Origin of the sequence: Pseudomonas sp. FP2254, from assembly GCF_030687695.1 — a bacterium.
Classification (GTDB): Bacteria; Pseudomonadota; Gammaproteobacteria; order Pseudomonadales; family Pseudomonadaceae; genus Aquipseudomonas; species Aquipseudomonas quebecensis.
Genome location: NZ_CP117444.1, coordinates 2,745,301 through 2,770,254 on the forward strand (window position 1 = coordinate 2,745,301; position 24,954 = coordinate 2,770,254).

Here is a 24,954-nt window from a genome sequence, read left to right on the forward strand (position 1 = left end):
TGCGCGCCATACGTTAGCTACGACTATCAGTTGGTTAGGGCTGACAGTTACCAACGGAGATCAGAATAGGCATGTGACGGGATTGCATCTGTCATCAGCTCTGCTGACATGTCGTCACACAAGGGGGCAGGTGAGCTCGATTTATTTTGTAAGCCTGGAACAGGGCAGATTTCAGCTGTGGAAGTCTGGAAGAGCTGCATGTGCCTACTTGATATCAGTATGCAGCTCCTCTCGTGCGTCACCTTTCAGAAGACTCTACGCGCCTTGTCCAGTGTACCTAGTGGGTCATATTTGTGTTTTGCGGCCTCAAAAACCGGCCACACATCTCCGAAATGCGCTACCCATTCGCTCTTGGAGTAATCAACGGCACAAACCGGATCTACAGCTCCGTGAGGGTGAGCGGCGGCTGATTGTTCAAACAACTCGCGGTTCTGCTTGAGTGTTTCAGCAATCTGCACATGATCCGCAGCATCGACACATAGAAAATTGGCCACGACGAATAGCCACTCTGCAGCCGGCACCCTCGGCAATGGCGTACGTGAGACCGCAGTCGGCACAGGATAGGTCACGATCAGATCGAACGGGCCGGACTTTGACGCATCCATACTGTTGACCAGTTGGCCAATGAGAGCGGTACTCAAGTTTTGAGAAGTCATGGTTGACCACCAGGGATGAGCATGCGGCCTTTCGGTTGGTTGGCATGGAAGCGTCTTGATGTCGCCCAAGCGGGTGGCGAATTCAGTGTAGTTCGAGTCAATCCGGGTGATTGCGTCCACCGCACCATGTAAGCCGTGCAGCACAAACGCTTCGTCAGGCTCATCCGTGTCATAGAAAATCGAAATCTCCATCAGGTTTTCCCATTTGCCTCGCGGTGCAACGATCAGCCCCTCTGCTGCATCAACACGTTGTTCTTTCACCAGTTTGAGCAGGTCCTCTTGCATGACTGCAATTTCGGAGTAGGGGATTTGAAGGCGACGAACCCGCTTGGGCGCTGCGATTAAGCGAAGAGTGACACGCATCATAACGCCGACAAGTCCCATGCCACCCAGGACAGAATAGAAAAGGTCAGCTTCTTTTTCTGGGGAGCAATGGTGGAGGGCGCCATCTGTAGTTATGACTTCAAGTTCTAGCACGTTGTCGACCTGGAGGCCCTGTCGGAAGGATGTTGCGCCCATGCCCCCCCAAGAAAGCGTTCCTCCGACGCTCAGGTCTACGAAGTCCGTTAGCACGGGAGGGGTCAGCCCATGCGCAATTGTCGCTTCCAGTACAGAGGTCCAATTAGCGCCCGCATCGACAACACACCGGTCTTGTTCGACCTTATGGACTTTATTGAAACCCGACATGTCAATTAGCACACCGCCAGGGCGCACGACGGCATGTCCGTAGACTGATCGTCCCAACCCCCTGATCGTGACCGATAGTCCCAGCTGTCCGGCCGCTATCAGTACAGTGGCGATGTCTTGTCCGGACTGCGGCCGCAGTACCGCGCAGGGGACTTCTGAGAGGATATTGCCAAGGTCTGTGGCCATCCGCTGTCGGGTTTCTAAATCTGTACACAGTCGGCCTTCTAGATCAGGCAATTGCACAGCTATCGTGTCGTTCATAATTGAAACTCTCTGAAAGTGATAGGCAGGGAGGCGCCTTCAAAGAGTAAAGAGAACGGACGATCACTTAAGTACTCAGCTCAGATGGCATGGCTCATTCAGTGAGCCCTGTGCATATATTGACTGACTATTTGAGTTGAGTAGTTCGACTGCGCAATGGAACGATCACCTAGATCCTACCTGTCAAGCCCGCAAAGTCGGCTGTGTGGACGGTATCCAAAGTCACTAGATGAGATGACCAAGCAGTTGCGCAGCGCTATTGATTCCGAGCCGCTCGTAGGCGCGCCGACGATAGGTCAGAACGGTTGCTGGAGTGATGTTGAAGTGCATGGCGATCTCCCGCGAGTTCCTTCCCAGCATTGTGAATGCACACACGCTGCGCTCGCGGGGCGTCAGGGTTGGGAAATGTTCGGCCAGTTTTGTCTCCAAGCGTGCGGCAGAGTTCAGTCCTGGATTTTGTAATTCCCAATCAGGTAGCTGAAAGTGGCGTCGTGCAACAGGAAAAGCTGCGACGGAGAATCGCATCAACTCGGAGAGCGTGCGATCGTCAGGCGTCTCACAGGTAAGAAAGAAATTGATCATCGACCACCCATTCGGGTTGGTGCGCACGAATGACACTCGTGAACGAAATCCGGGCTCATCAAAATGGTTCCAACGCAGCCAGGTGTCTTGGATTCGCGAGGCCTGATCAACCCTGACGAGCATCAATCCGGGTGAGTGTTGGGTGCGTAGCTCCTGAATGAGCGGGTCTTGTTTATGGTGATGCAGAGCATAGCTCTTGGCGCGCTGTAAGCTATCCGCCCTTCGGCCATAAGAGCCAAACGGATTGAGCGATGTATCGACTAAGTAGCCGGAAATTTCTTCCACCGGAACAAGCACATTCACTGCGCTCAGCATCGCAAAATCCATGTTCGGTGTGCCGATGCTGTCGATGAGATGCGCAAGCCATCCCATCTCCACACTGGCTATGTCAGGAACTGTGACCCATACCATCATCGTCTCCCGGCGCCATTTAATTATCTTATTTGGCTTTCTTGCTGAGTCTAGCCTTATCTTGGGCTGTAATGACTGGATTTCTAAGCTAGGGTCACTGACAAAATGACCACCCCGGGTATCGAGGTGGTCATGAGAGAGGGAGTCGCGTCCCAGCGGCCATGGCTAAAAATTGGTCAAGCGTGTGCCGTGCGCTTGGCAACTGCGACGTCGATTTCTTCGGACGTCACCCAGTTTCCGTGAAATGCGGGCCGGAAGTGGAACGGTACGTGAACCGTCGCAATCGGTCCCTGAGCGATGTTCATCGCTTCGAATACCATGTAGGCATTACCTTGTCCCTCGATCCGGAAAACTGGGGCGATGATAAAACCATCCCCCTCGGCGCACCCCGGCTGGCGCGGTACGAACAGCGGCTCACCCAGTGCCCAGCGATCGTCCGTCCAATAGGTATCCAACTCGCCCGTCAGTTCATCGCGTCGTTCGATGCCATTGAAGCTCACAACCGACAACAGGTGTGGAACCGAAGGGCGACGGAAATCCTTGCGCAGCCACCAAACATAGCGGTGCCGAACCGTTTCGAAACGAGCGTCAATGCGCGGAAATTCAATGAACAGATCGTCATCGATCAGATCCGTTTCCTCGATCCGGTCGTCGGTTTCGCTCATGTCCATCGACCAGTTGACGATCTTAATGGTGCCGTTTTTCCACTCTTTGGGCGGCTCTGCAGCATCGGCTGGAGGGAACATCGGTGGTGATTCCGGGGAGGCCATGGCTGCTTGCAATGTGATTCGCCCGTTTTCCTCCCAGGCATTGACGAAATGCATCGCAAAGCGCGCAGGCCCTTTGAACCAACGCGGTTCGCCGCTTCCGTCGCGCGGTAATACGCCGATGTAGCTAGGTTTGGTGCTGTCCCACATATAGTACGGTGCACCCTTTTTTACCCTTTCCGGAAATGTCACGGCGGGCGAAACCGGGAAGAGTGCGTAATGCTCGGTTGCAAACCAATCATGCATCAGACAAGGGTAGGGGGCCTTGAACCAGGTTTCCCTTGGTACTTGGCCATCGGCATTCACTGGCAGGAAAACCACGTCGTTGCTTCCTATTCCCTTGGCTTGATACCCGAACATCAGCAACTCGCCTGTTCGTGCGTCGGGATGTGGGTGAGCGGTGACCACTGGGCTGGTAATTGTACCTTCGGCATTCCATTTTCCGATGGTCTCTAGCGTCAGTGGATCAATTTCAATTGGAAGCGCGTCTTCCTTGAGTGTCAATAGACGGTTAGCGTGGAACACGACATTGGTATTGGCTGTGCCGCGATCCACGCCCGCAACGCTGGGGTCATCGGTGTAAGGATTACGATAGGCGCCGAACAATGATCGACCGGCTTTTTCCTCAGCTAGGAAGCGGTCAGTGCGTACGTATCGGCTGCGAAAACTGGCACGCCCGTTTTGGATACGTAGCATGGTGATCATTCCGTCACCATGCACGATTGTGTCATCGCCAAGCATCGGTGGAAATCGATTGTCTGGCCCAGCACGGTACAGGGAACCGTTCAATTGCGGAGGTAATTCGCCTTCTATCTCTAGATCGAGGATGTCGGCCTCAACACGCGAAGGGCTCATGACTCCGGAGAAGACAGGCGAGTTCTTTGGGAAACCGTGGCTCATGTCAGCTATTCCTGCAATGGTTTATTTTATTTTGTAGGCTGGCCAGGAACAGCGTACAGGTCGAATGATGTAACCCTCTGTCATCAGCTCCGATGACAGAGGGTGTGCCATGAACCTGTAGTTTTTTGAGCTGCGGGCTGATTCTGAAGCTGAGGAATATCAGCGAGAGTTTGCGTTGAACGGTGTGGCTACGTTAGCCGGAAGCTTTTAATAGTCCATGACGGGACTGTATGTGGCTGATGGTTATGGCGCTGTCGCCGATGCCAATCTGGTCAACCTGCGTGGTCCCGCAGATTAGACGCAAGGGCTTGCGCCTCGATCTATCCTGTTGCATCGACATCGCCCAGGTGGCGTTCTGCTAATGCAGGAGCTGTTGCTGGAGATTCTGTCGCTAGAGGCACTTCCGTGAACTTTACAGTGTGCCTAGCCGCGAGCTGGAAACGTTTGCACCTGACCTTGCTGAGCCGGGCGAGCCTCCATGGAGGCTGAGGTGCGAGCTTTCCTCGCACTTTGCCAGAGCGCCCACCAATAGAATACTCACCAGTGCTGATGAGTTTGAGCTCGTTTACTGGTGTATTTCAGTGACCGACATGGTGAAGATCAGCTTGGACCTACCCGCATTGGCGTAGGAGTGCGCAACATCTGTTTTTGCCACAGCAGAGCAGCCTGCCGGGATGACTAATTCTGTTTCCCCGACCACACATTTCAGCGTCCCTTTCTCCACATGAAACAATTCAAGTGTGCCCTGAGGATGCCCTTGGGATGAAAAGGACTCACCCGGAAACATTTCCCAGCGCCATAGTTCAATCATGTTGGGTCCAGTCGTTCCTGCAAGCAGCCGAGCTGTCCCACCCAGATCGCCGGTCCAGAGCGTAGGGATCTCCTGACTGTCGATAATGTGGGCGGCAGGGGCGTCTGTCACATTGACGATGTCTGCAACAGAAAGCCCCAACGCTGCGGCGATTTTGCACAGGATGCCAATGCTCGGGTTAGCCGTACATTTCTCAATTTCGACGACCATGCCTTTACTCACGCCTGAGCGGCGAGATAGCTCATCCAACGTGATCTTTTGATTCTTTCGTGCCTGTTTGAGCGTACGCGCAACGGCCAGGCTCACAGTCTGAGCATCGGCGCCGGGCGTGGTCGATATACTGTTGTTTAGGGTCATTATTGATGGTCATGAGAGAAAGTTGAAAGGATTCTCGACGCTTGCTGCTGGTGTCGTCAATCTGCTCGGTAACTGGATCTGACTGGCAGGGTCGATATATTGACTTTTTTGGTCGCCGATGGCTAGCATGAAACGACATGTAGATCACTGGAGATTTTTGATGCTGTCCGTATTGCCGTTAATTGACCAATCTGTTGCAGATTTGGCACCGGGCTTCCGGGCGCTGAGTATCGTTGTGAAGGCCGCGCCCCTCACCAACCCTGATGTCGCTCAAGCGGCCCTAGACCGCGCTTGCCAGGCAGTGTTGTCAAGCGGACCCACCTGGGGAGACGTGCATCTGGCAGCATGGGCAGAGACCTTTCGAAAGTTTGGGGCCAAGCCACAACGCACGCCTTGCTCAGCTGAGGCATTGCGCAAGCGTGTTCTACGAGACGGCAGCTTACCGAGCCTGGATCCCATCGTTGACCTCTACAATGCCATCAGTATCGAGTATGCGATCCCTGTGGGCGGGGAAAATATAGACGCCTATGTGGGCACGCCGCGGCTCGTCGTCGCAGACGGTACCGAGCCTTTTGACACCATGAAAGAAGGCGCTCCAGCTCACGAGTATCCAGACGTCGGCGAAGTGGTATGGCGGGACGATAAAGGCGTGACATGTCGCCGTTGGAATTGGCGGCAAGGTGTCAGAACCCGCCTGGGTGCTGATGCAAAACACATGTGGTTCATTCTGGAAAGTTTGCCAGCGATGCCTCTTGAAGCGCTGACAGAAGCAGGCGACAAGCTTATTGAAGGCCTGCAACTGATGATGCCAGGTGTTCAAATTGAAAGCGCACTAATTGGCCCTGGATCTAATTGATCCAAAGACGACACCCATGGAGTCATGAATGATATTTACCGGCCTTAGCGCATTTCCCTTGACGCCTATGAATGAGCAAGGTGTGGATGAAAACGCCTTTACTCGTCTTGTTGAGCAGCTGGCAGCCGCCAATGTTGACTCCATCGGTGCACTCGGTTCTACCGGAAGCTATGCGTATCTTTCTCGGGCTGAGCGCACTCGCGTTGCGCAGTTGGCGGTAGAGGCTGCGGGTAATGTGCCTGTTATGGTCAGCATTGGATCGCTACGCACGCGTGACGTGCTACTGCTGGCCGAGGACGCGCAAAAGGTGGGAGTCAAAGCTCTGTTGCTACCACCGGTTTCCTATCAGAGGCTATGTGCGGAAGATGTTTTTTCGTTGTATGAAACGGTCTCGGCTAACGTCTCCTTTCCGCTATGCGTCTATGACAATCCCGGCACCACTCATTTTGAGTTTACTGACGAGCTGCACGGGCGCATTGCCGAGCTGGCGCATGTGAGCTCAATCAAAATCCCGGGTGTTCCCGAGACACCCCATCTTGCCAAGGCACGCGTGGAGCGTCTTCGAGGGCTGATCCCAAGTCACGTTACGATCGGCGTGAGTGGTGATTTCTTTGCAGCTGTGGGCATGAATGCTGGCTGTGAGGCCTGGTACTCCGTCATAGGGGGGCTTTTCCCCAAGACAGCGCTCGCGATTACGCGAGCGGCATTGTCAGGTGATGCCCGCGAGGCTACACGCCTTTCTGAGCGCTTAAAGCCACTCTGGGCTTTATTCAGGCAATTTGGCGGTAGCTTTCGTGTCGTGGCGACTGCCGCAGAGCTTCGTGGGTTTACCCAGCACCCAAGCCTGCCCCTGCCGCTCAGAACGATAAGTGGCGAAGGGCGTAAGCAAATTGCCGCTGTGATCGACGAGCTAGAGCTGAGCTGAGCAGCGCGAGCAGTATTCTGCTGCACCTTTCAGGCTGGGTGCGGCAGAAGGAATTATGCCTACAGTTTCAGTTTCAAAAACGTCGTGAAATGGTCCTTGTGCGCCTGCAGGATCTCGCCTGGCAAGATCGTTGCGACACTCCCCCGATGTTGCAGACCATGGGAAAGCACATGCGCCAGGATTTGCTCCTTCGTCATGTTGCCTGGTTTTCCGTCCTTGAAAGTAAACGTCACGTGATCAGCCAAATCCGCTGGCGTGACGGCTTTTGTGTATCCGACAAACCATTGATTCGCCTTGGAAAACTGCTCTTCAAGCTGAATCAGATCCTGCGGTTGGTCAGTCACGACGGAGTCAAACTCGTCTGGCTCTCCTTTCAGTCTGGCGATGAACAGTTGGTCAACAATGTTGATGTGGCTGAGCCAATAACAGGCCTTTTCCATTTCCGCAGGGAAGGACTTTGCAATGGGCGCTTTCAAGCACCGGAACAGCTCTTCCTCAGACCATGCCTTGTACTGGTAAAGCGAGTGCAAAGGTTCTTGGCACACATGGTGTTCTCCCGGTTTTCTAAATCGACAGGTGCCCTGCGCTGTTTGGCGAGGTGGTGCCAAGGCTTCGTTGCGTGTAGCTGGAATCAAGCCAGTGGACAAATGCAATGGTCACTATATTGACTTTTATAGTCAATGGGTGGAGTCTGGATGACAAGCGTAAAGCGTGATGTTGGATTTCAGAGGGCTCCGCCAGAGAGGCGGCTGGCTCAGGATTGCTAGAGGGTGTCTCAGGTTATGAAATACGTCAGTACGCGGACACCCGGTAAAACATTCTCGTTCAGCAACGTCCTCATGGGGGCATACGCACCGGACGGTGGATTGTTCGTTCCTGCCAAGGTGCCCCATCTTACGGCCCAGGAACTCTCCAGACTGGAATGGCTGCCTTTCCACGAGCTCGCTTGTCACGTGATCGGGCCCTTCCTGGGAGACTGGATGCCTCGGGATCAGTTGGCCCGGATAGTCGAGGAGACATTTTGCGGTTTCAAGAGCAGGGCGGTCGCGCCGCTTTACCAAACAGCCACCAATGAGTGGGTATTGGAGTTGTTTCACGGGCCTGCCGGTGTCTATCAGGATTTCGGTCTTCAGTTGATGTCCCGCCTGGTCGATTACGCTTTGTCGAAGGAAGGGACGGAAGCCCTGATTGTGGGTTGCACCGGCGGCGACACTGGGGCTGCAGCCATTAAGGCTTTCAATGGCATGCGAGGCGTGACAGTGATTGTGCTGCATCCCTCCCGGGGCATGACGCAAGCGCATCGGCGTCGTTTGTTGAGCACGGGGCAGGCCAACGTTATAAACATCGAAGTCGATGGGGATTACGCCGATTGTCATCGGTTATGCGAACGGTTTCTCAAGGGGGGGCACCGGACGAGCAAACCGCTCATTTCCTTCAATTCGGTGAATTGGGTGCGGGTGCTGGCGCACCTGTCCTTCTTTTTCTATTCGGCGCTTCAACTGGGGGCTCCAAAGAGGGAGGTCGCCTTCAGCGTACCCACTGGCAATTTCGGTGCACTCTATGCCGGGTATGTGGCCAGGGAGATGGGCTTGCCGATCAGGCAATTGATCGTAGCGACGAACGCCAATGCGGGCCTGCATGACTTTCTGCAGAGCAACCTGTACTGCAGCAGTGAAATCCGCGCCACCCAAACGCCATGCATGAATGTGTCCGTAGCCTCGAATTTTGAGCGGCTGCAGTGGAGTGTGCTCAATGGATGTGGGACCAAGGTCGCCAGGAATATGGAGCTGTTGGAAGAAGATGGGCGGATCCAACTGGAGCAAAACGAGTGGCTGCAGGCGCGCAAGCTGTTCGATTCCCTTGCCGTGAATGACGCGCAAGCATTCAACAGTATCCATGAGGTATTCGTTCAGAGCGGCTACCGGGTCAGTGCGACTACTGCCATCGGGTTGCGAGCGGCACGTGTCAGCAGGCGCAGCTTGCTGATCCCCATGATTTGCCTGGCAACGACGCATCCGTCGATTAGCGGTGCAGGGCTCCAATGTTTATCTGATGACCGCTGTATTTCAATTCCCAATGATATTGGCGCATTGGTGCAGGTTATTGAAAGTTTGTCCATAGACACGGAGTCTCGCTTGTTATAAATCCGGAGTCAGCGATGAAACGTGTTTTAGATAAAGTTGATGAGAAAATTTTGGAAGAGCTCACGCGTAACGCGCGGCTTGCTCATAATGATATTGCAATGAAAGTTAATCTGTCTAGAAATGCGGTCAGGCTGCGTATTGAAAGATTGGAGCGTGATGGGTATGTCAAAGGTTATACAATTATTAAGGGAATACCCGCCGCCGATGCGGGTCCCATTAACGCATTAATTTTCGTTTATCGTAAAGATAGAATGCATGACGCCGAAGTTGTCCGTTCTGTTGTGGCTATGCCTGAAGTTATCTCATGCAATGTGATGAGCGGCGATCTGGATATTGTATTGACAGTCGAAGCTAAGAGCTCAGATCGTATCCATAGGGTCTGGAGTGAAATCTCAGCACTGCCTGGAGTTTTAAATACGATGACGTCCTTTGTTTTATCCTGCACCAAATAGTGTGTATGGAGCAAAGTGTGCTATCGAACGAGCATTTTGCTCGCAATAACGTTCTGTTTGCCATATTCGTGAAAGTGCGTTGACCATTTACTATTTCAGCACCAAAACATAACAATGAGATCTGTGTCGTGACTGAATATAAAATTGCTCTGCTTGGCTTCGGTGGCGTCAACCGCGCGCTTGCTCAACTTATCGCTGATAAGAATTCGCTCTGGGCAGATGAGCTGGGTTTCGAATTGAAGATCGTTGGCGTCAGTGATCTATTCCTGGGCTCAGTCATAAACAAAGACGGTCTGGACGCTTGTGAGCTGGCCGCGGTGCCTGCTGTCAGAGGCAGCCTCAAATCTTTGCGCGGCGGCAGTGCAGAACCTGCGAATGAATCCGTCATCCGATTTGCTGGTGCAGATATCGTTGCTGAAGCAACTTTTACCAACCCTGTGGACGGTGAGCCAGCCACTACGTTCTGCCGCTGGGCTCTTGAGAAGGGCGTCAGCGTCGTGACTACCAACAAAGGACCTGTGGCGCTACATGCGGAAAGCTTGAAGGCGCTTGCTGAAAGCACCGGTGCTCGGTTTGAGTTCGAAGGTTCTGTCATGAGCGGAACCCCGGTTATCCGTTTGGCCAAGGAGTCATTGGCAGGCTCGGAAATCACCGGTTTCAAGGGAATTCTCAACGGAACTTCGAACTTTGTTCTTTCCAGCATGGAGACAGGGCTGGACTTCTCAAGTGCTGTCGCAAAAGCCCAGGAGTTGGGTTATGCCGAAGCTGATCCAACAGCGGATGTGGAAGGACACGACGTGCGCTTGAAGGTCGTCATCCTCGCTAATGAACTGCTGGGTGCAAAACTCAAACCAAGCGATGTCTTGTGCAAAGGGATCTCTGACATTACGGCCAAGGATATTGCCGAGGCGACGAAAGCCAATGCCCGTTGGAAGCTGATTGGCAGTGCAGAAAAACTAGGCGATGGCTCTATTTCAGCCTCGGTCAGTCCACAGCTATTGCCATCGAGCGACGCGCTCTCAGCCGTGAGCGGAGCTACCAATGCAATCACGTTCAACACCGCCATTCTCGGTCCGGTCACTGTAGTGGGGGCGGGCGCAGGTCGTTTTGAAACCGCCTTCGCATTGCTCGCCGATATTGTGAGCATTCACAACCGCATAACCACGTCAGGTAAGTAATCATGAATAGCTTGAGTCTCTCGCTCGCTGCTGATTATAAGGCCATTACGGTGCTCAGCCCGTTTGACGGTAGCAAGGTAGGTGAGGTGGCAGACATACCTGCATCATCAGCTACCACGATCGTCGACACCGCCATCTTGGGTGCCTCGATTGCCAAGGATCTCGCAAGGTATGAGCGCGCACGCATCCTGGAGACAGCTGCACACTCGGTTGAGCGTGATAAGGATGCCTTTGCCAGGCTGATCGTTGCCGAGTCTGGCAAAACCTTGACGCAGGCGCGAAAGGAGGTGCTGCGCTGCGTCAACACCTTGAAGTTGTCTGCCGAAGAAGCCAAGCGTAATGCCGGTGAAGTCATCCCTTTCGATGCTTATGTCGGCTCTGAATCTCGTCAGGGGTGGTTCACGCGTGAGCCGTTAGGCGTAATCGTCGCCATCACACCCTACAACGACCCGCTTAATCTGGTTGCCCATAAACTGGGACCTGCTATTGCCGGGGGAAATGCGGTTGTTCTCAAACCGTCTGAGCTCACACCGCTATCCGCGATCAAGCTGGTGGAGTGCTTGGTCGACGCGGGTCTGCCTCCGGTTGTCGTCACTGTTGCCACAGGCGGCGCTGCGCTGGGCAAGGCTCTTGTGGCCCACCGTGCGGTGCGCATGGTGTCGTTCACTGGCGGCTTTGTCACCGGTGAGCAGATCGCTCGCACAGCCGGCCTCAAGAAACTGGCGATGGACCTAGGCGGTAATGCACCGGTCATCGTGATGGCGGATTGCGATTTGGATGAAACAGTCGATTCATGCGTGTCGGGGGCTTTCTGGGCGGCCGGACAAAATTGTATCGGTACTCAGCGGATCCTCATCGAGGCCTCTCTCTACGAAGTCTTCAAGAGGCGCTTTGTCGAACAGACCCGGCGGTTGATCGTGGGCAACCCTGCTGATGAGCAGACGGACGTGGGGCCGATGATTACCGAGGCGGCAGCCAAGCATGCCGAAGAGGTGGTCAATGACGCCATTGCCAAAGGCGCCACTTTGTTGTTTGGCCATACACGCAACGGATCGCTCTATTCACCAACCGTGCTGGAAGGTGTCGACCGCCATTGCAAGTTGTGGTGCGAAGAAGTGTTCAGTCCGGTGGTCATCCTACAGAGCGTCGCATCTCTGGATGAAGCATTGACCCTGGCTAATGAGCCTGAATACAGCCTGCATGCTGGCATCTTCACCAGCAACCTGAATGTCGCAATGAAAGCTGCTAAGCGGCTGGAGGCGGGCGGGGTGATGATCAACGACTCTTCCGATTATCGCTTTGATGCAATGCCCTTCGGCGGTTTCAAGTACGGGAGCATGGGCCGTGAGGGCGTACGTTTCGCTTACGAAGATATGACGCAGCCCAAGGTCATTTGCATTAACGGTGCGAGTGGAAGCTAAGCAGCTGACTCGACTCAAGAATGAAACCCACAACAATAACGAGGACTCGACATGCGCCCCGATAAGCACAATCTTTCGACATTATCTGCAGCGACGCTGGCTGTTCACGGCGGGAATGTCGCGGATGTCACCAGTGGCGCTGTCCGTACGCCATTGGTTATGGCTAACTCCTATCTCTTACCAGAAGATCCGGCGACCATGGACTGGTCCAGCCCGGACGGCCTTGTGTACACGCGAAATCAAGGTCACAACCAAGTCTGCCTGGAGAAAAAGCTCGCGGCCCTTGAGGGATGTGAAGACTCGGTGGTATTCGCAACGGGTGTTGCTGCTTTGCACTCGGTGTTTTTTTCATTCTTGAAAAGTGGTGACCACGTCATTGTCAGCGACATCACCTATCAGGCGGTATGGCGGCTTTTCGCAGAACTCCTGCCTGAACGTTACGGTATTGAAGCAACCTTCGTAGACGTCGGTGACTTGGAGTCGGTGCGTAATGTCATTCGGCCCACTACCAAGCTGATCCACACCGAAACGATCGCTAACCCCACCACCAAAGTCGCGGACATTGCCGCACTGGCTGAGATTGCCCATGCGCATGGCGCGCTGATCTCTGTAGACGCGACATTTACTCCTCCTCCGTTTTTCCGTGCAAGCGAGCACGGTGTCGACTTCGTCATTCACTCACTGACCAAGTACATCAACGGGCACGGCGACGCGATGGGCGGTGTGGTGATCGGTTCCAATCACCTGATCAACAAAATCAAGAATGATGCATTGGTTGACCTCGGCGCGACCATTTCTCCGTTCAACGCGTGGATGATCATGCGTGGTTCAGTCACGTTGCCACTGCGCTTGAAGCAATTATTGAGCTCAGCCGAAAAATTGGCTCGGTTTCTGGATGGCGATGATCGTATTGCCTATGTCTACTACCCAGGTTTGCCTTCCCACCCGCAGCACGAGTTGGCGCGCCGGCAATTTGCGGGCAAGGGATACGGGGCGGTGATGGCCTTTGCAGTAGAGGGCGATCCTGATACCCAGAACCGTTTTGTTTCGAATCTGCGCATCATCACATCGGCTGTTTCATTAGGACATGACGAGTCACTGATTGTGCATGTGGGGGCAGAAGGGCGGGGCGGCTTTGACAAGTATCCTGAAGAGTTTCGTCAGTACGGGCATCTGCGTTTTTCCGTTGGGCTGGAAGATCCAGAGGACTTGATCAAGGATATTACGTTCGCGCTGGACGCGACATTCAAGTGATTTAAATACAGGCGTCATGTACCAGGGTTTGGTCAACCCGTTTTTACCCCCGTCCTCGCGGGGGTCTTTTTACAAGTGTTCACAAATAGTCTGCCAACTGCTAATCGTTCACTCGTTCGTATTACAGGAGTACCTTGTGGCTTGGATAAGTTTGATCGTTGCAGGAATACTTGAGGTCGTCTGGGCTTTTTCGATGAAACAATCTGAAGGGTTTACGCGATTAGTACCGACGGTTGTTACATTTATCACTGTGATAGCCAGTTTTGCGTTGTTGTCGTTCTCGATGAGGAGCCTGCCGCTGGGTACGGCTTATACCATCTGGACCGGCATTGGTGCGGTAGGCGCGTTTGCGGCAGGTATTTTCTTCATGGGAGAGCCCGCCACGTTGTTGCGGATCGTGGCTGCTGTTTTGATTGTCAGCGGTTTACTAATGATGAAACTGGTATCTGCTTGAAAGGCGAGCATTTTGCTCGTGATAACGTTCAATTTGCCATATTCGTAAAGTCGCTGTACTCAGGTAACGTTCAATTCAAGGCGCTGGCCTTGGTAAATAATAACAAGTGTCACGTTTTAACGCTGTCAGATGTTTACTGCCCTTAATCCAACTACAATATCTAGGGATGTACTTATGATTTCGCTAAAAAAGCTGTACTTGATTGCGTGCTTGGCGTTGTGCACAAATGCAGTGTCGGCCAAAGAATACTCTAGCTTGCGTTTCGGCGTTGATGCCAACTACGCGCCGTTTGAGTCCAAGGCAGCCGATGGTAGCCTCAAGGGATTCGACATTGATTTGGGCAACGCGATTTGCGCCAAACTTTCGGTCAAATGCATATGGGTAGAAAGCGATTTTGATGGCCTGATTCCGGGGCTCAGAGCCGGCAAGTTCGACGGCATTCTGTCATCCATGACTGTGACGGCCACCCGCGAAAAAGCCATCGACTTTTCAAACGAACTGTTTTCCGGGTTCACGTCCTATGTGTTCAAGAAAGGTTCGGGCCTGAGCGCAGATGTGGCATCACTCAAAGGCAAAACAGTTGGCTACTTCCAGGGCAGCATCCAGGAAGCCTACGCCAAGGCCGTGCTGGACAAAGCCGGTGTAAAAATTCAGTCCTATCAGAACCAGGATCAAGTGTATTACGACTTGGTAGCGGGGCGGTTGGATGCATCCCTGCAGGACACGCTTCAAGCGCAAATGGGTTTTATCAATTCCTCCCAGGGCGCTGATTATGAAATGAGCCCGCCCGTAGAGAGCCCCTATCTTCCCTCCAAAACAGCCATCGGCATCGCCAAGGGCAATACAGAGCTCAAGGCCTTGTTGGATAAAGCGATCCAGGCTCTGCACGATGATGGCACCTATGATTCGATCCAGAAGCAGCACTTTGGCGATCTGAATCTTTACAGCGGCAAATAACCACCTGACGCTCATCCGCTGGGTGGGCGTTTATCGCTATAGGTTGTTGATCATGTTCGAAACACTATTAGGCGCATTAGGGCTCTCTGCATTCAGCCTGCAAGGTTTTGGCCCTCTGCTGCTCGAAGGCGCCTGGATGACCGTCAAGCTTTCCTTGTGCTCCCTGATGCTTAGCGTATTGCTCGGGCTGATAGGGGCCAGCGCCAAGCTTTCCAGCCTTAAGCTGCTGCGTGTGCCGGCGCAGCTTTACACCACGCTGATTCGTGGGGTGCCCGACCTGGTACTGATGCTGTTGATTTTCTACAGCCTGCAAACCTGGTTGACGGTCGTCACGGTAGCGTTGGGCTGGGAGTACATCGAAATCAATCCCTTCGTCGCTGGGATCATTACCCTTGGGTTTATCTACGGTGCCTATTTCACTGAAACTTTCCGCGGGGCCATGCTGGCAGTACCTCGTGGCCAGGTCGAAGCTGCTACCGCCTATGGGTTAAGTCGCACTCAGCGTTTTCGTTTTGTTGTGTTCCCGCAAATGATGCGGTTTGCCCTCCCGGGGCTGGGCAATAACTGGATGGTGATTCTCAAAGCCACCGCATTGGTGTCAATCATCGGCCTGGCCGACTTGGTAAAGGCTGCCCAGGACGCGGGGAAAAGTACCTATCAATTGTTCTTTTTCCTGGTGCTGGCTGCACTGACCTACCTGATCATCACCAGCGTCTCCAATTTCGTCCTGCGCTGCCTCGAAAAGCATTACGCCGCAGGTTCACGGGAGGCAGTGCGATGATCGAACTACTGCAGGAGTACTGGCGGTCATTTGTCTACAGCGATGGCCAGCAAATCACTGGTCTGGCCATGACATTGTGGTTGCTCAGTGCATCGCTTTTCATCGGCTTTATCGTGTCTATCCCATTGTCCATCGCACGCGTGTCGCCGAGGTTTTACGTGCGCTGGCCGGTGCAGTTTTACACCTATCTGTTCAGGGGCACACCGCTCTACATCCAGCTGCTGATTTGCTACACCGGAATCTATAGCCTGGCCGCAATACGTGCTCAACCTGTGTTGGATGCATTCTTTCGCGGCGCAATGAACTGCACCATTCTTGCATTCGCGCTGAACACCTGCGCCTACACCACCGAGATATTTGCCGGGGCCATTCGCAACATCGCCCATGGCGAGGTCGAGGCTGCAAAAGCGTATGGCCTCTCTGGATGGAAGCTCTACGCGTTTGTGATTATGCCGTCAGCCTTGCGTCGCTCGCTGCCGTATTACAGCAACGAAGTGATCTTGATGCTGCACTCGACCACGGTGGCATTTACCGCCACGGTACCGGACATTCTCAAAGTCGCCCGTGACGCGAACTCTGCGACCTTTTTAACCTTTCAATCGTTTGGGATTGCGGCACTGATTTATCTGGCGGTGACCTTTGCGCTGGTCGGTTTGTTTCGAATTGCCGAACGTCATTGGCTGGCATTTTTAGGGCCGACCCACTGAGTCCTGTATCTGGCAGGGCTGCTCCCAATCCGCTTAGAGGATGATTGCGAACATGTACAAATTGACGGTTGACGGGCTACACAAAAGTTACGGTACCCATGAGGTGCTCAAGGGCGTTTCCCTGCAAGCCAAAACGGGCGATGTCATCAGCCTTATCGGTGCCAGTGGCTCGGGAAAGAGCACGTTCTTACGTTGTATCAATTTCCTTGAAACACCTAATGACGGTGCCATGAGCCTGGATGGCAAACCGATCTGCATGGTTAAGAATCATGCGGGATTGCGCGTAGCGGATGATCGCGAACTGCAACGACTGCGTACCCGCTTGGCCATGGTTTTCCAGCATTTCAACCTGTGGGGGCATATGACGGTGCTGGATAACATCACCATCGCCCCAAGACGAGTGCTGGGCGTCAGCAAAAAAGATGCAGAAGATCGTGCCCGGCTGTACTTGGATAAAGTTGGCTTGCCTGCCCGTGTTGCCGATCAGTTCCCTGCATTTCTTTCCGGCGGGCAACAGCAGCGGGTGGCAATTGCCCGTGCGCTGGCAATGGAGCCTGAGGTCATGCTGTTCGATGAGCCCACCTCTGCGCTTGACCCAGAGGTAGTGGGCGAGGTGTTGAAAGTCATACAGGGGCTCGCTGAAGAGGGGCGCACCATGATCATGGTGACCCATGAAATGGGTTTTGCACGCAAGGTGTCTAACCAACTGCTGTTTCTTCATCAAGGACTGGTTGAAGAGCAGGGCGGGCCTGAGATTCTGGATAACCCACGAAGCGAGCGCCTGCAGCAGTTTCTTTCCAACGGGCTGAAGTGAAACGCGTTGGCTATGACGACCGAAAGGAAAAACTACACGGCCTCTGAGTTTTTGGGACGTATCGACGAGGCCATCGTCAAAGTCCTGCGCTGCAACGGGAGCATCACCTACAAAAAACTCGCCTCACTGGTGCACTTGAGCGAGAGCCCTTGTCAGCAACGCGTTCGCAAGCTGGAAAGGCTGGGAGTTATCCGTGGTTACGGTGCGTTTATTGACGAGCGCAAGCTATCACCCGGTTTGTTTCTGGTGGTTCTGGTGACGCTGGCTGAGGGCCGGGGGTGCAACACGCAAAATGTATTTGAAGCCGTTGTCAGTACTTGCCCGCAAGTCATTGAGTGTCACTTGGTGATTGGTGCGCTGGATTACTGCCTGCGAATGCGTTGCCGGGATATGGAGCATTACCGGTCAGTCACTGAATGCTGGCTGGAAAGCACTGAACTGCACATCGAGAAACTGTCGGCCTATCCGCAGTTGGCCGTTATCAAGCCTTTATCGACGCACCTTGGTATCGAATAACAACTACAACACCCCAAGCTTATGGATAAACCATGATGATTGCGAACCTGAAGTTCAGTCATAAGGTATTGCTTGCGGCATCATTCGTTGTTGTCGCAGCGTTTTCGCTATTTACGCTTTACAACGACTTGATTCAGCGCAAAACCATCCGCACGAACCTTGAAAACCACCTTGAGGAAATGAGCAAGATCACGGCTGCAAGCGTTCAGTCCTGGCTCTCCGGACGGATACTTCTGGTTGATCACGTTGCCCAGACGGTTGCCAATGATCCAGCGCCGCAAAACATCACGCGGTTGCTGGAGCAGAGGTCGTTGGTGTCGACGTTTACCTTCACTTATCTAGGCAGTCGTGACGGTAGTTTCGTCATCCGGCCGAAGGACGATTTGCCCGCGGATTACGATCCTCGCACCCGGCCTTGGTATACGGACGCCATGGCAGCTGGAAGAACCACGCTGACCGAGCCGTACCTGGATGTGACGACGGGGCAGTTGATGATGACCATTGCAACTCCGATCAGTTACGACGGCCAAGCACTTGGGGTGGTGGGCGGGGATCTGACATTGGAGACGCTGGCGAAAATCGTCAGCTCGCTTGATCTGGGAGGCATCGGCTATGCCTTTTTGGTTAACGCTGAGGGCAGGGTGCTGGTTCATCCAGACAAAGATCGGGTGATGAAGCAATTGAGCGATATTTACCCGCAAAAAACACCGGCACTCAGCACCCATATCAGTGAGACTGAGCAGGAAGGAAAACCTCAAATTCTGATGTTCTCACCGATCAAAGGACTGCCTTCGGTGAACTGGTATGTCGGTTTGTCTATCGACAAAAGCAAAGCTTACAAGGCACTTGGTGATTTTCGTGCATCTGCCATTTTGGCGATGGTTATTGCCGTGGTGATCACGCTGCTTCTGCTGGGCATACTGATTCGCGTATTGATGCAGCCCCTGAGGCTGATGGGTAAAGCCATGCGTGATATTGCTCAGGGTGAGGGCGACCTTACCCGCCGCTTGAGTGTGCATTCAAAGGATGAGTTCGGAGCGCTCGCCGGTGACTTTAACCTTTTCGTGGAGCGTATCCAGCGCTCAATACGTGAGGTTTCCTCTGCTACCGAGCATGTCAATGAAGTGGCTAGGCGCGTGGTGCAGACCTCCAGCTCTTCTATGGCAAACTCGGACGAGCAGGTCATTCGCACCAACAGTATCGCGGCAGCGATTAATGAGCTGGGAGCGGCGGCTCAGGAAATTGCGCGTAACGCAGGTGATGCTTCCCAGCAGGCGTCAGATGCCCGACTTCAGGCGGAAGGTGGCCGCCAGGTAGTGACGCAAACAATAAACGCGATGGACGAGCTATCAAAAAAGATCCGCATGTCATGCAACAACATAGAGGCACTGAATGGCAAGACGGAGAATATCGGTCGGATTCTTGAAGTGATCAAGGGCATTTCTGAACAGACCAATCTGCTGGCACTCAATGCCGCCATCGAAGCTGCACGGGCGGGGGAGGCCGGTCGTGGTTTTGCCGTGGTGGCAGACGAAGTTCGCAGCCTGGCTTACCGCACCCAAACGTCAGCTCAGGAAATCCATACGATGATTGACGAACTGCAGTTGGGCGCGCGCGAGGCGGTACTCACCATGAGCGAAAGTGAGCGCTACAGTAAGGACGGCGTGATTATCGCCAACCAGGCCGGTGAGCGACTGGGCAGTGTCACTCAGCGCATTGGTGAAATTGACGGTATCAATCAGTCGGTGGCGACTGCCACTGAAGAGCAGACTTCGGTTATTGATTCATTGAACGTGGATATCACCGAAATCAAAACCCTCAACCAGGAAGGGGTGGAAAACCTTCAGGCTACCCTGCTAGCTTGTGACGGTCTTGAAAGACAAGCCAAACGACTCAAGCAGCTAGTGGATGGATTTCGAACCTAGCCCCTACTAGCCGGCGGGCTGCTTCTCATCTTCTGGGATAGGACTGACGGTTTTCGACCGAAATCGAGAGCGGTATTCACCGGGGCTGATAGCCAGCCGCTTAATAAAAACTCGGCGCAAGCCATTGGGATTCTCGAAGCCGCAACCGTGGGAGATTTCTTTAATTGATTGTTCTGTCGTTATCAAGATAACGGCGAGCCGCATCAATACGCGCATCTGTGAGAAATGTCATCGGCGGCATCCCCGCCTCTTTGGTGAACAGTCTCGACAGATTGCGTGGGCTCCTGTGTACCCGAGCTGCCAATGAAGTCAGGCTATGGTTCAACTCCAGATTGTTGAGCAGATACTCCTGAATCCCTTCAACCTCGGAGTTGAGGTCTCCCAATAGGTCCAAAAGTGGGCTGAACTGGGATTGACCACCTGCACGTCGTAGGTAAGCCACCAAATATTTCGCAACATGATGGCCGTTTGTTTGCAGTTAGACCCAGATATATTGCTCGACGACGTAGCTCTCCGGTCTGTATGTATTAATGTCTAATGATGATGGATTTCAGTTCGGTGTAATCATTGATAAAGGCCGAGCCAAACTCACGACCGATACCTGACGATTTGATCCCGCCGAATGGGACGGCGGGGTCAAGGAAAGTGTGCATGTTCACCCATACGATTCCGGCTTCAATGCGTGGTACATAGTTCAGCGTTTTACCCAGGTCATTGGTCCACAAGCTGGCCGAGAGTCCATAGGGCGTATCATTGAAAAGGTTAAGAAGTTCCTCCTCGTCGTCATAGGCCAGGAAAGTACCAATTGGTCCGAAGGTTTCCTCGTTGAGCAAACTGGCCCTTGCTGTGTCCACCCGGATGACGGTTGGCTTGACGAAGTAGCCGGGACGATCAATCGCTTCGCCGCCGTAGATGATTGCGTTGCCTTCGCTACGTGCTTGTTTGAAGAATCCATTGATCTTGTCGAAATGTACCTTGTTAGAGAGCGGCCCGAACTGCGTGGTCTCGTCGAGCGGGTCGCCGATTTTTAATTCGGCCAGCGCGCTGGCCACCTTTTCCAGAACCTCATCGATACGCGAACGGTGCAGGAAAAAGCGCTCCCCGGCCGCGCAGATCTGGCCTTGGTGTATGAAACCTGCCTCAAGAATGCCGGATACTGTCTTGTCTACACTCACGTCCTTGAGAAAACCGACAGAGTTCTTGCCTCCTAGCTCCAGTGTGCTACGGGTGAGTTTGGAGTCGATTGCACTATGGGCTACTGCCAGACCCGTAGGGATCGATCCGGTGAAACTTACCTTGGAAGTATCTGGGTGTGCGATCAATAGACGGCCGGCACTGCCAGCGCCGTTTAGCACATTAAGCGCCCCAGCGGGTGCACCGGCCTCAGTCGCGAGCTCGGCGACTCGTAGCATCGTTAGCGGTGTAAATTCGCTGGGCTTGATGATGCTTGTGCAACCGGTTACGAGGGCCGAGGCAAATTTCCACACAGCAATTACGATGGAAAAGTTCCACGGCACAATACCCGCCACCACACCAACGGGTTCGCGCCGAGTGAACGCGCTGTAGCACTCGCCGTTGAGCGAAGGCAGCGAGGGGCTGATGGTCTCACCATTGATGCGCGTCGCGGCGCCTGCATAGAACCGTAAGAAAACGATAGCTTGGTCTACCTCGAAGCCTCGCGAAAGCTGGATGGTTTTGCCTGACTGCAAGGTCTCGATCTGGGCTAGCTCCTCGCGGTGTTTTTGAAACAGTTCTGCAAGGCGCAGCAGGATGTTTCCGCGTTCCGCAGGTGTCGTGCGGGCCCAGGCTCCGCGGAAAGCAGCCCGACTAGATGCAACTGCGGCGTCTACATCTTCGTTGGTCGCATCGGCAATACTCGCAATCTGCTGTCCGCTGGCAGGGTTGATAACGGCGATTCGAGAACCTTGCCCCTCGATCACGCGTCCATCAATGTAGTGGCCATGTTGGCGCGCAAGAAATGCCTGGACTTCAGGCAGCAAAGAGATTGTGGTCATGGCGTAATCCTTTTAGTTACCGAGAAATGGCTGTGCCCATTTTCTATTTCGGTAGTTGCGTAAGGGCATTTCGAAGCACTAAAGTTAAAATGTTCCGGCGTTGCAACGATGTTTGGGCCCTTCATCATTCTTAGTGTCCAGTGGTGGTGCACACGTATCTATTACCAGTGGCAGAAGGTGCTGTTTTTAAATTGAATGGGGTTTTTCTGAGCCCATTTTAATTTTTCCGTCCTAGCCGATTGCTGCCTTAGCGGAAATGGGGCAGTTCTGCTAATAGAATGGGCGAAAGAGACGTCCGGCGTCTGTCGTCAGGTTTATCGACAACGTGACGGTGGTCGGATGCTGAGCGAGTAACGCCTTCATGAGGGCTAATGACAGCCTGCATATGGATTGCAAGCTTCATCGTCTGGCTCCAAGTCGGCCAGATCTTGCTATGCGCCGGTGGCTATCATATCGCCTGACTATAGAGGCATGAAGCTGAGGTATTTAATCAGCTAGGGACTCTCGAAGCTCATGTCGGAGCCCGCCTGACGGGCACCCTCATGCTATCCAACGATCCTTGGTGCCTACGCTCAAGTTGCTGTAGCTCAGGGTTTGAGCTGTCTGAATTCGTTGAGCAAGCTCAGCAACATCTGCAGTTTTTTCTCGCCAAACTGCTCGAGAATTAGAATGTAGTTGTAGTGGTCTACTAAACCCGGACACCCATTTAAGGCGAGAATGCTCGCCATAGGAGAGGTGTCTGATGACCAAGCAACGTCGTACGTTTACGCCCGAGTTCAAGCGCGAGGCAGCCTGCCTGGTGCTCGACCAAGGCTACAGCCATATCGAAGCAGCCCGTTCGCTTGGGCTCGTTGAGTCGGCCCTGCGCCGATGGGTTAGCCAGCTCCAAGAGGAGCGAAACGGTATTACCCCGGCCAGCAAAGCGCTGACGCCCGAGCAGCAAAAAATTCAGGAACTGGAAGCTCGGATCAATCGCCTGGAACGGGAAAAGTCGATTCTAAAAAAGGCCACCGCGCTCTTGATGGCCGAGGAGCACGAGCGTTCGCGTTGATTGATCAACTCCGTGCCGAAGAGCCGGTGGATCTGTTGTGCTCGGTATTTGAAGTCCCCCGTTCCTGCTACTACGCGCACTGTCGTAAGCGCCAATCTCCGGACGTTAAGCGGTTGTTTCTGCGCAGCCGAGTGAACGAGCTATTTACCCAAAGCCGCAGTGCTGCGGGTAGCCGAAGCATCATGTTCATGATGCGCGAAGACGGGATCGAAATTGGACGATACAAGGTGCGCAAGCTGATGAGTGAGATGAAATTGATCAGCAAACAGCCCGGCTCGCATGCTTACAAAAAGGCGACTGTGGAACGACCGGATATCCCGAACGTGCTGGGTCGCGAGTTCACCGTATCGGCACCGAACGAGGTCTGGTGCGGTGACATCACATACGTGTGGGCCCAAGGTCGTTGGCACTATGTGGCAGTGGTGATCGATTTGTTTGCTCGCCGCGTAGTGGGCTGGGCATTTTCGTCAAAGCCTGATGCCGACCTGGTGATCAAGGCGTTGGACGTGGCCTACGAGCAGCGTGGCCGCCCTCAAAATGTGCTGTTCCACAGTGATCAGGGCAGCCAATACGGCAGCAGAAGTTTCCGCCAGCGACTGTGGCGTTACCGGTTCAAACAGAGCATGAGCCGACGCGGAAATTGCCACGACAATGCGCCAATGGAACGACTATTTCGCAGCTTGAAAACGGAATGGCTGCCGAGCGTGGGTTACATGAGCGCTTCGCTGGCACAGCAGGATATCGGTCGATTTTTGATGCAGAGGTACAACTGGCAAAGGCCACATCAATTCAACGGCGGCCTACCGCCCGCCGTAGCCGAGGAAAAACTTAACGCAGTGTCCGGGATCAGTTGACCACTACATTGACGTACTTCGCTGTGCGGCGCGTGGGCGACGCTTTGTTGTTGGAGTGATCATCTGCAATGGAGGCGGGGAGGTAAATTAGTAAGTTTCTTGCTATAGACCTTAAAAAATATAGCTCGCCCAGGTTTTTGCTCCGGTATGTTGCATGGGCTTGAATGGATCAATAAAGCGGCGTTTTTTCGCACTGGCATGGGGCGAATTCCCGCATTTTCGGAGGCCTCGATGGCTGCCTACAACCTGCGCCAACTCAGATACTTCGTCACCACGGCCGAGTGCGGCAGCGTCGCCGAGGCGTCGCGCAAGCTGTACATCGCGCAGCCGTCGGTGTCGACGGCGATCAAGCAGTTGGAAGACAGCTTTGGCGTGCAGCTGTTTATTCGGCATCACGCCCAGGGCGTGTCGCTGACGCCCAGCGGCGCACGCTTCTACCGCAAGGCCCTTGAGCTGCTGCGGGTGGCCCATGAGTTCGAACAGAACGCCCTGGCGGACAATGACGTGGTGGCGGGGCAAATCGATATCGGCTGCTTTGAAACCGTCGCGCCGCTGTATCTGCCGCGCTTGATCGCGGGCTTCAAGGCGCGTTGGCCAGGGGTTGAAATCCGCATTCGCGATGGCGAACAGCAGGAGTTGGTGCAGGCGCTGACGGCGGGCAGTATCGACGTGGCCATGCTGTTCGAGCACGACCTGGGCGGCACCATCGAGACCACGCCGCTGATGCCGCCGCAGCAGCCGTATGCGCTGTTGCCGGCGGATCACCGTTTTGCGCAGCAGGCCAAGGTGTCGCTGGTGGACCTGGTGCTGGAGCCGATGATTTTGCTGGACGTGCTGCCGAGTCGGACTTACTTCGTGAGCATCTTTGAAGAGCGTGGGCTGACGCCGAATATTGTGTTCAGCTCGCCGTCGATCGAGATGGTGCGAGGAATGGTGGGCAGGGGGTTTGGGTTTTCGATATTGGTGACCAAGCCGTTCACGGAGTACACCTATGACGGCCAGAAAGTCGTGTGCATTCCCTTGGCGGAAACCGTCACGGGGTCTGGCTTGTCGGCGGTGTGGCTACGGCGGGCGCCGCTGACCAAGCCGGTGCAGTTGTTTGTTGATTACTGCCGCGAAGAGCTGGCGCGAATCCTCGGTTGAACCTGAAATGCAATCTGGTAAGCAACAGAGTTCCACTGTGGGAGCGGGCTTGCCCGCGATGGCGGTGGGTCAGTT

The 24,954-nt window shown here is 54.0% G+C and carries 24 protein-coding genes and 1 pseudogene; 17 read left to right on the top strand and 8 right to left on the bottom strand.

Annotated elements, in window-relative coordinates; all coding sequences use genetic code 11:
• Nucleotides 1-245: 245 nt before the first annotated feature.
• The 4 genes from PSH94_RS12635 to PSH94_RS12650 form a co-directional block, all read right to left on the bottom strand.
• Nucleotides 246-1,604, bottom strand: a complete 1,359-nt coding sequence (locus PSH94_RS12635) for an FAD-binding protein (protein ID WP_305437673.1) — start codon at nucleotides 1,602-1,604, stop codon at nucleotides 246-248.
• A 225-nt stretch (nucleotides 1,605-1,829) separates the two neighbouring features.
• A complete protein-coding gene (locus PSH94_RS12640; protein ID WP_305437674.1) occupies nucleotides 1,830-2,600 on the bottom strand; it encodes a helix-turn-helix transcriptional regulator in 771 nt (256 codons plus the stop codon).
• A gap of 173 nt (nucleotides 2,601-2,773) precedes the next feature.
• Nucleotides 2,774-4,264: a carotenoid oxygenase family protein gene (locus PSH94_RS12645; RefSeq protein WP_305437675.1), complete on the bottom strand. Its 1,491-nt coding sequence runs from the start codon at nucleotides 4,262-4,264 to the stop codon at nucleotides 2,774-2,776.
• 565 nt (nucleotides 4,265-4,829) lie between these two features.
• On the bottom strand, nucleotides 4,830-5,432 hold the full coding sequence (locus PSH94_RS12650) for a helix-turn-helix domain-containing protein (protein WP_305437676.1): 603 nt from the start codon (nucleotides 5,430-5,432) through the stop codon (nucleotides 4,830-4,832).
• Nucleotides 5,433-5,592: 160 nt separating this feature from the next.
• Between PSH94_RS12650 and PSH94_RS12655 the strand changes: the two genes are divergently transcribed.
• Together PSH94_RS12655 and PSH94_RS12660 are read left to right on the top strand one after the other, a co-directional pair.
• On the top strand, nucleotides 5,593-6,288 hold the full coding sequence (locus tag PSH94_RS12655; RefSeq protein ID WP_305437677.1) for a B3/4 domain-containing protein: 696 nt from the start codon (nucleotides 5,593-5,595) through the stop codon (nucleotides 6,286-6,288).
• Nucleotides 6,289-6,316: 28 nt separating this feature from the next.
• Nucleotides 6,317-7,213 carry a dihydrodipicolinate synthase family protein gene (locus tag PSH94_RS12660; RefSeq protein ID WP_305437678.1) on the top strand — a complete coding sequence of 299 codons (897 nt, stop codon included), beginning with the start codon at nucleotides 6,317-6,319 and terminating at the stop codon, nucleotides 7,211-7,213.
• Between the two features lie 59 nt (nucleotides 7,214-7,272).
• On the opposite strand, the gene PSH94_RS12665 is transcribed toward PSH94_RS12660, so the two are convergent.
• Nucleotides 7,273-7,758 (bottom strand): DinB family protein, encoded by a 486-nt coding sequence (locus PSH94_RS12665; RefSeq protein WP_305437679.1) that lies wholly within the window; start codon nucleotides 7,756-7,758, stop codon nucleotides 7,273-7,275.
• 237 nt (nucleotides 7,759-7,995) lie between these two features.
• Here PSH94_RS12665 and PSH94_RS12670 point away from each other — a divergent pair, with 237 nt between their 5' ends.
• The 13 genes and pseudogenes from PSH94_RS12670 (at nucleotide 7,996) to PSH94_RS26120 (ending at nucleotide 19,816) form a co-directional block, all read left to right on the top strand.
• On the top strand, nucleotides 7,996-9,357 hold the full coding sequence (locus PSH94_RS12670; RefSeq protein ID WP_305437680.1) for a pyridoxal-phosphate dependent enzyme: 1,362 nt from the start codon (nucleotides 7,996-7,998) through the stop codon (nucleotides 9,355-9,357).
• A 14-nt stretch (nucleotides 9,358-9,371) separates the two neighbouring features.
• Complete coding sequence (locus tag PSH94_RS12675; protein WP_305437681.1) at nucleotides 9,372-9,809, top strand: Lrp/AsnC family transcriptional regulator; 438 nt, start codon at nucleotides 9,372-9,374, stop codon at nucleotides 9,807-9,809.
• A 128-nt stretch (nucleotides 9,810-9,937) separates the two neighbouring features.
• Nucleotides 9,938-10,987: a homoserine dehydrogenase gene (locus PSH94_RS12680; RefSeq protein ID WP_305437682.1), complete on the top strand. Its 1,050-nt coding sequence runs from the start codon at nucleotides 9,938-9,940 to the stop codon at nucleotides 10,985-10,987.
• Nucleotides 10,988-10,989: 2 nt separating this feature from the next.
• Nucleotides 10,990-12,408: an aldehyde dehydrogenase family protein gene (locus PSH94_RS12685; protein ID WP_305437683.1), complete on the top strand. Its 1,419-nt coding sequence runs from the start codon at nucleotides 10,990-10,992 to the stop codon at nucleotides 12,406-12,408.
• A 51-nt stretch (nucleotides 12,409-12,459) separates the two neighbouring features.
• Nucleotides 12,460-13,662, top strand: coding sequence for a PLP-dependent aspartate aminotransferase family protein (locus PSH94_RS12690; protein WP_305437684.1), 1,203 nt, complete (start codon nucleotides 12,460-12,462; stop codon nucleotides 13,660-13,662).
• A 136-nt stretch (nucleotides 13,663-13,798) separates the two neighbouring features.
• On the top strand, nucleotides 13,799-14,116 hold the full coding sequence (locus tag PSH94_RS12695; protein ID WP_027603276.1) for a multidrug efflux SMR transporter: 318 nt from the start codon (nucleotides 13,799-13,801) through the stop codon (nucleotides 14,114-14,116).
• A 174-nt stretch (nucleotides 14,117-14,290) separates the two neighbouring features.
• A complete protein-coding gene (locus PSH94_RS12700; RefSeq protein ID WP_305437685.1) occupies nucleotides 14,291-15,073 on the top strand; it encodes a transporter substrate-binding domain-containing protein in 783 nt (260 codons plus the stop codon).
• Between the two features lie 52 nt (nucleotides 15,074-15,125).
• Nucleotides 15,126-15,854: an ABC transporter permease gene (locus PSH94_RS12705; protein ID WP_305437686.1), complete on the top strand. Its 729-nt coding sequence runs from the start codon at nucleotides 15,126-15,128 to the stop codon at nucleotides 15,852-15,854.
• Nucleotides 15,851-16,561, top strand: a complete 711-nt coding sequence (locus tag PSH94_RS12710) for an ABC transporter permease (protein ID WP_305437687.1) — start codon at nucleotides 15,851-15,853, stop codon at nucleotides 16,559-16,561. Before PSH94_RS12705 ends, PSH94_RS12710 begins: the two co-directional genes overlap by 4 nt.
• 52 nt (nucleotides 16,562-16,613) lie before the next feature.
• Entirely contained in the window at nucleotides 16,614-17,375 is a 762-nt protein-coding gene (locus tag PSH94_RS12715; RefSeq protein ID WP_305437688.1) for an ABC transporter ATP-binding protein, read from the top strand.
• A 12-nt stretch (nucleotides 17,376-17,387) separates the two neighbouring features.
• On the top strand, nucleotides 17,388-17,891 hold the full coding sequence (locus tag PSH94_RS12720) for an Lrp/AsnC family transcriptional regulator (RefSeq protein ID WP_305437689.1): 504 nt from the start codon (nucleotides 17,388-17,390) through the stop codon (nucleotides 17,889-17,891).
• 179 nt (nucleotides 17,892-18,070) lie between these two features.
• Nucleotides 18,071-18,910, top strand: a pseudogene (locus PSH94_RS26115) (cache domain-containing protein); the annotation flags it as partial.
• Nucleotides 18,911-19,051: 141 nt separating this feature from the next.
• The gene (locus tag PSH94_RS26120) at nucleotides 19,052-19,816 is read left to right on the top strand and encodes a methyl-accepting chemotaxis protein (protein ID WP_370694775.1); all 765 of its coding nucleotides are present in this window, start codon (nucleotides 19,052-19,054) and stop codon (nucleotides 19,814-19,816) included.
• Nucleotides 19,817-19,822: 6 nt separating this feature from the next.
• On the opposite strand, the gene PSH94_RS26125 is transcribed toward PSH94_RS26120, so the two are convergent.
• The 3 genes from PSH94_RS26125 to PSH94_RS12730 all read right to left on the bottom strand — a co-directional run bounded on the left by PSH94_RS26125 (nucleotide 19,823) and on the right by PSH94_RS12730 (nucleotide 21,831).
• Nucleotides 19,823-20,032: a helix-turn-helix domain-containing protein gene (locus PSH94_RS26125; RefSeq protein ID WP_370694750.1), complete on the bottom strand. Its 210-nt coding sequence runs from the start codon at nucleotides 20,030-20,032 to the stop codon at nucleotides 19,823-19,825.
• Nucleotides 19,977-20,258, bottom strand: a complete 282-nt coding sequence (locus tag PSH94_RS26130) for a helix-turn-helix domain-containing protein (protein ID WP_370694751.1) — start codon at nucleotides 20,256-20,258, stop codon at nucleotides 19,977-19,979. The genes PSH94_RS26125 and PSH94_RS26130 overlap by 56 nt, the downstream gene beginning before the upstream one ends.
• 85 nt (nucleotides 20,259-20,343) lie before the next feature.
• The gene (locus tag PSH94_RS12730) at nucleotides 20,344-21,831 is read right to left on the bottom strand and encodes an aldehyde dehydrogenase family protein (RefSeq protein WP_305437690.1); all 1,488 of its coding nucleotides are present in this window, start codon (nucleotides 21,829-21,831) and stop codon (nucleotides 20,344-20,346) included.
• A gap of 742 nt (nucleotides 21,832-22,573) precedes the next feature.
• On the opposite strand from PSH94_RS12730, the gene PSH94_RS12735 reads away from it, so the two are divergent.
• Nucleotides 22,574-23,736, top strand: a protein-coding gene (locus PSH94_RS12735; RefSeq protein ID WP_305437691.1) for an IS3 family transposase whose coding sequence is annotated in 2 segments (ribosomal slippage) — nucleotides 22,574-22,829 and nucleotides 22,829-23,736 — 1,164 coding nt in all. Because the reading frame shifts where the segments join, the coding sequence is not laid out codon by codon here.
• Between the two features lie 231 nt (nucleotides 23,737-23,967).
• Nucleotides 23,968-24,879 carry a LysR substrate-binding domain-containing protein gene (locus PSH94_RS12740; protein ID WP_065882014.1) on the top strand — a complete coding sequence of 304 codons (912 nt, stop codon included), beginning with the start codon at nucleotides 23,968-23,970 and terminating at the stop codon, nucleotides 24,877-24,879.
• Nucleotides 24,880-24,954: the final 75 nt, after the last annotated feature.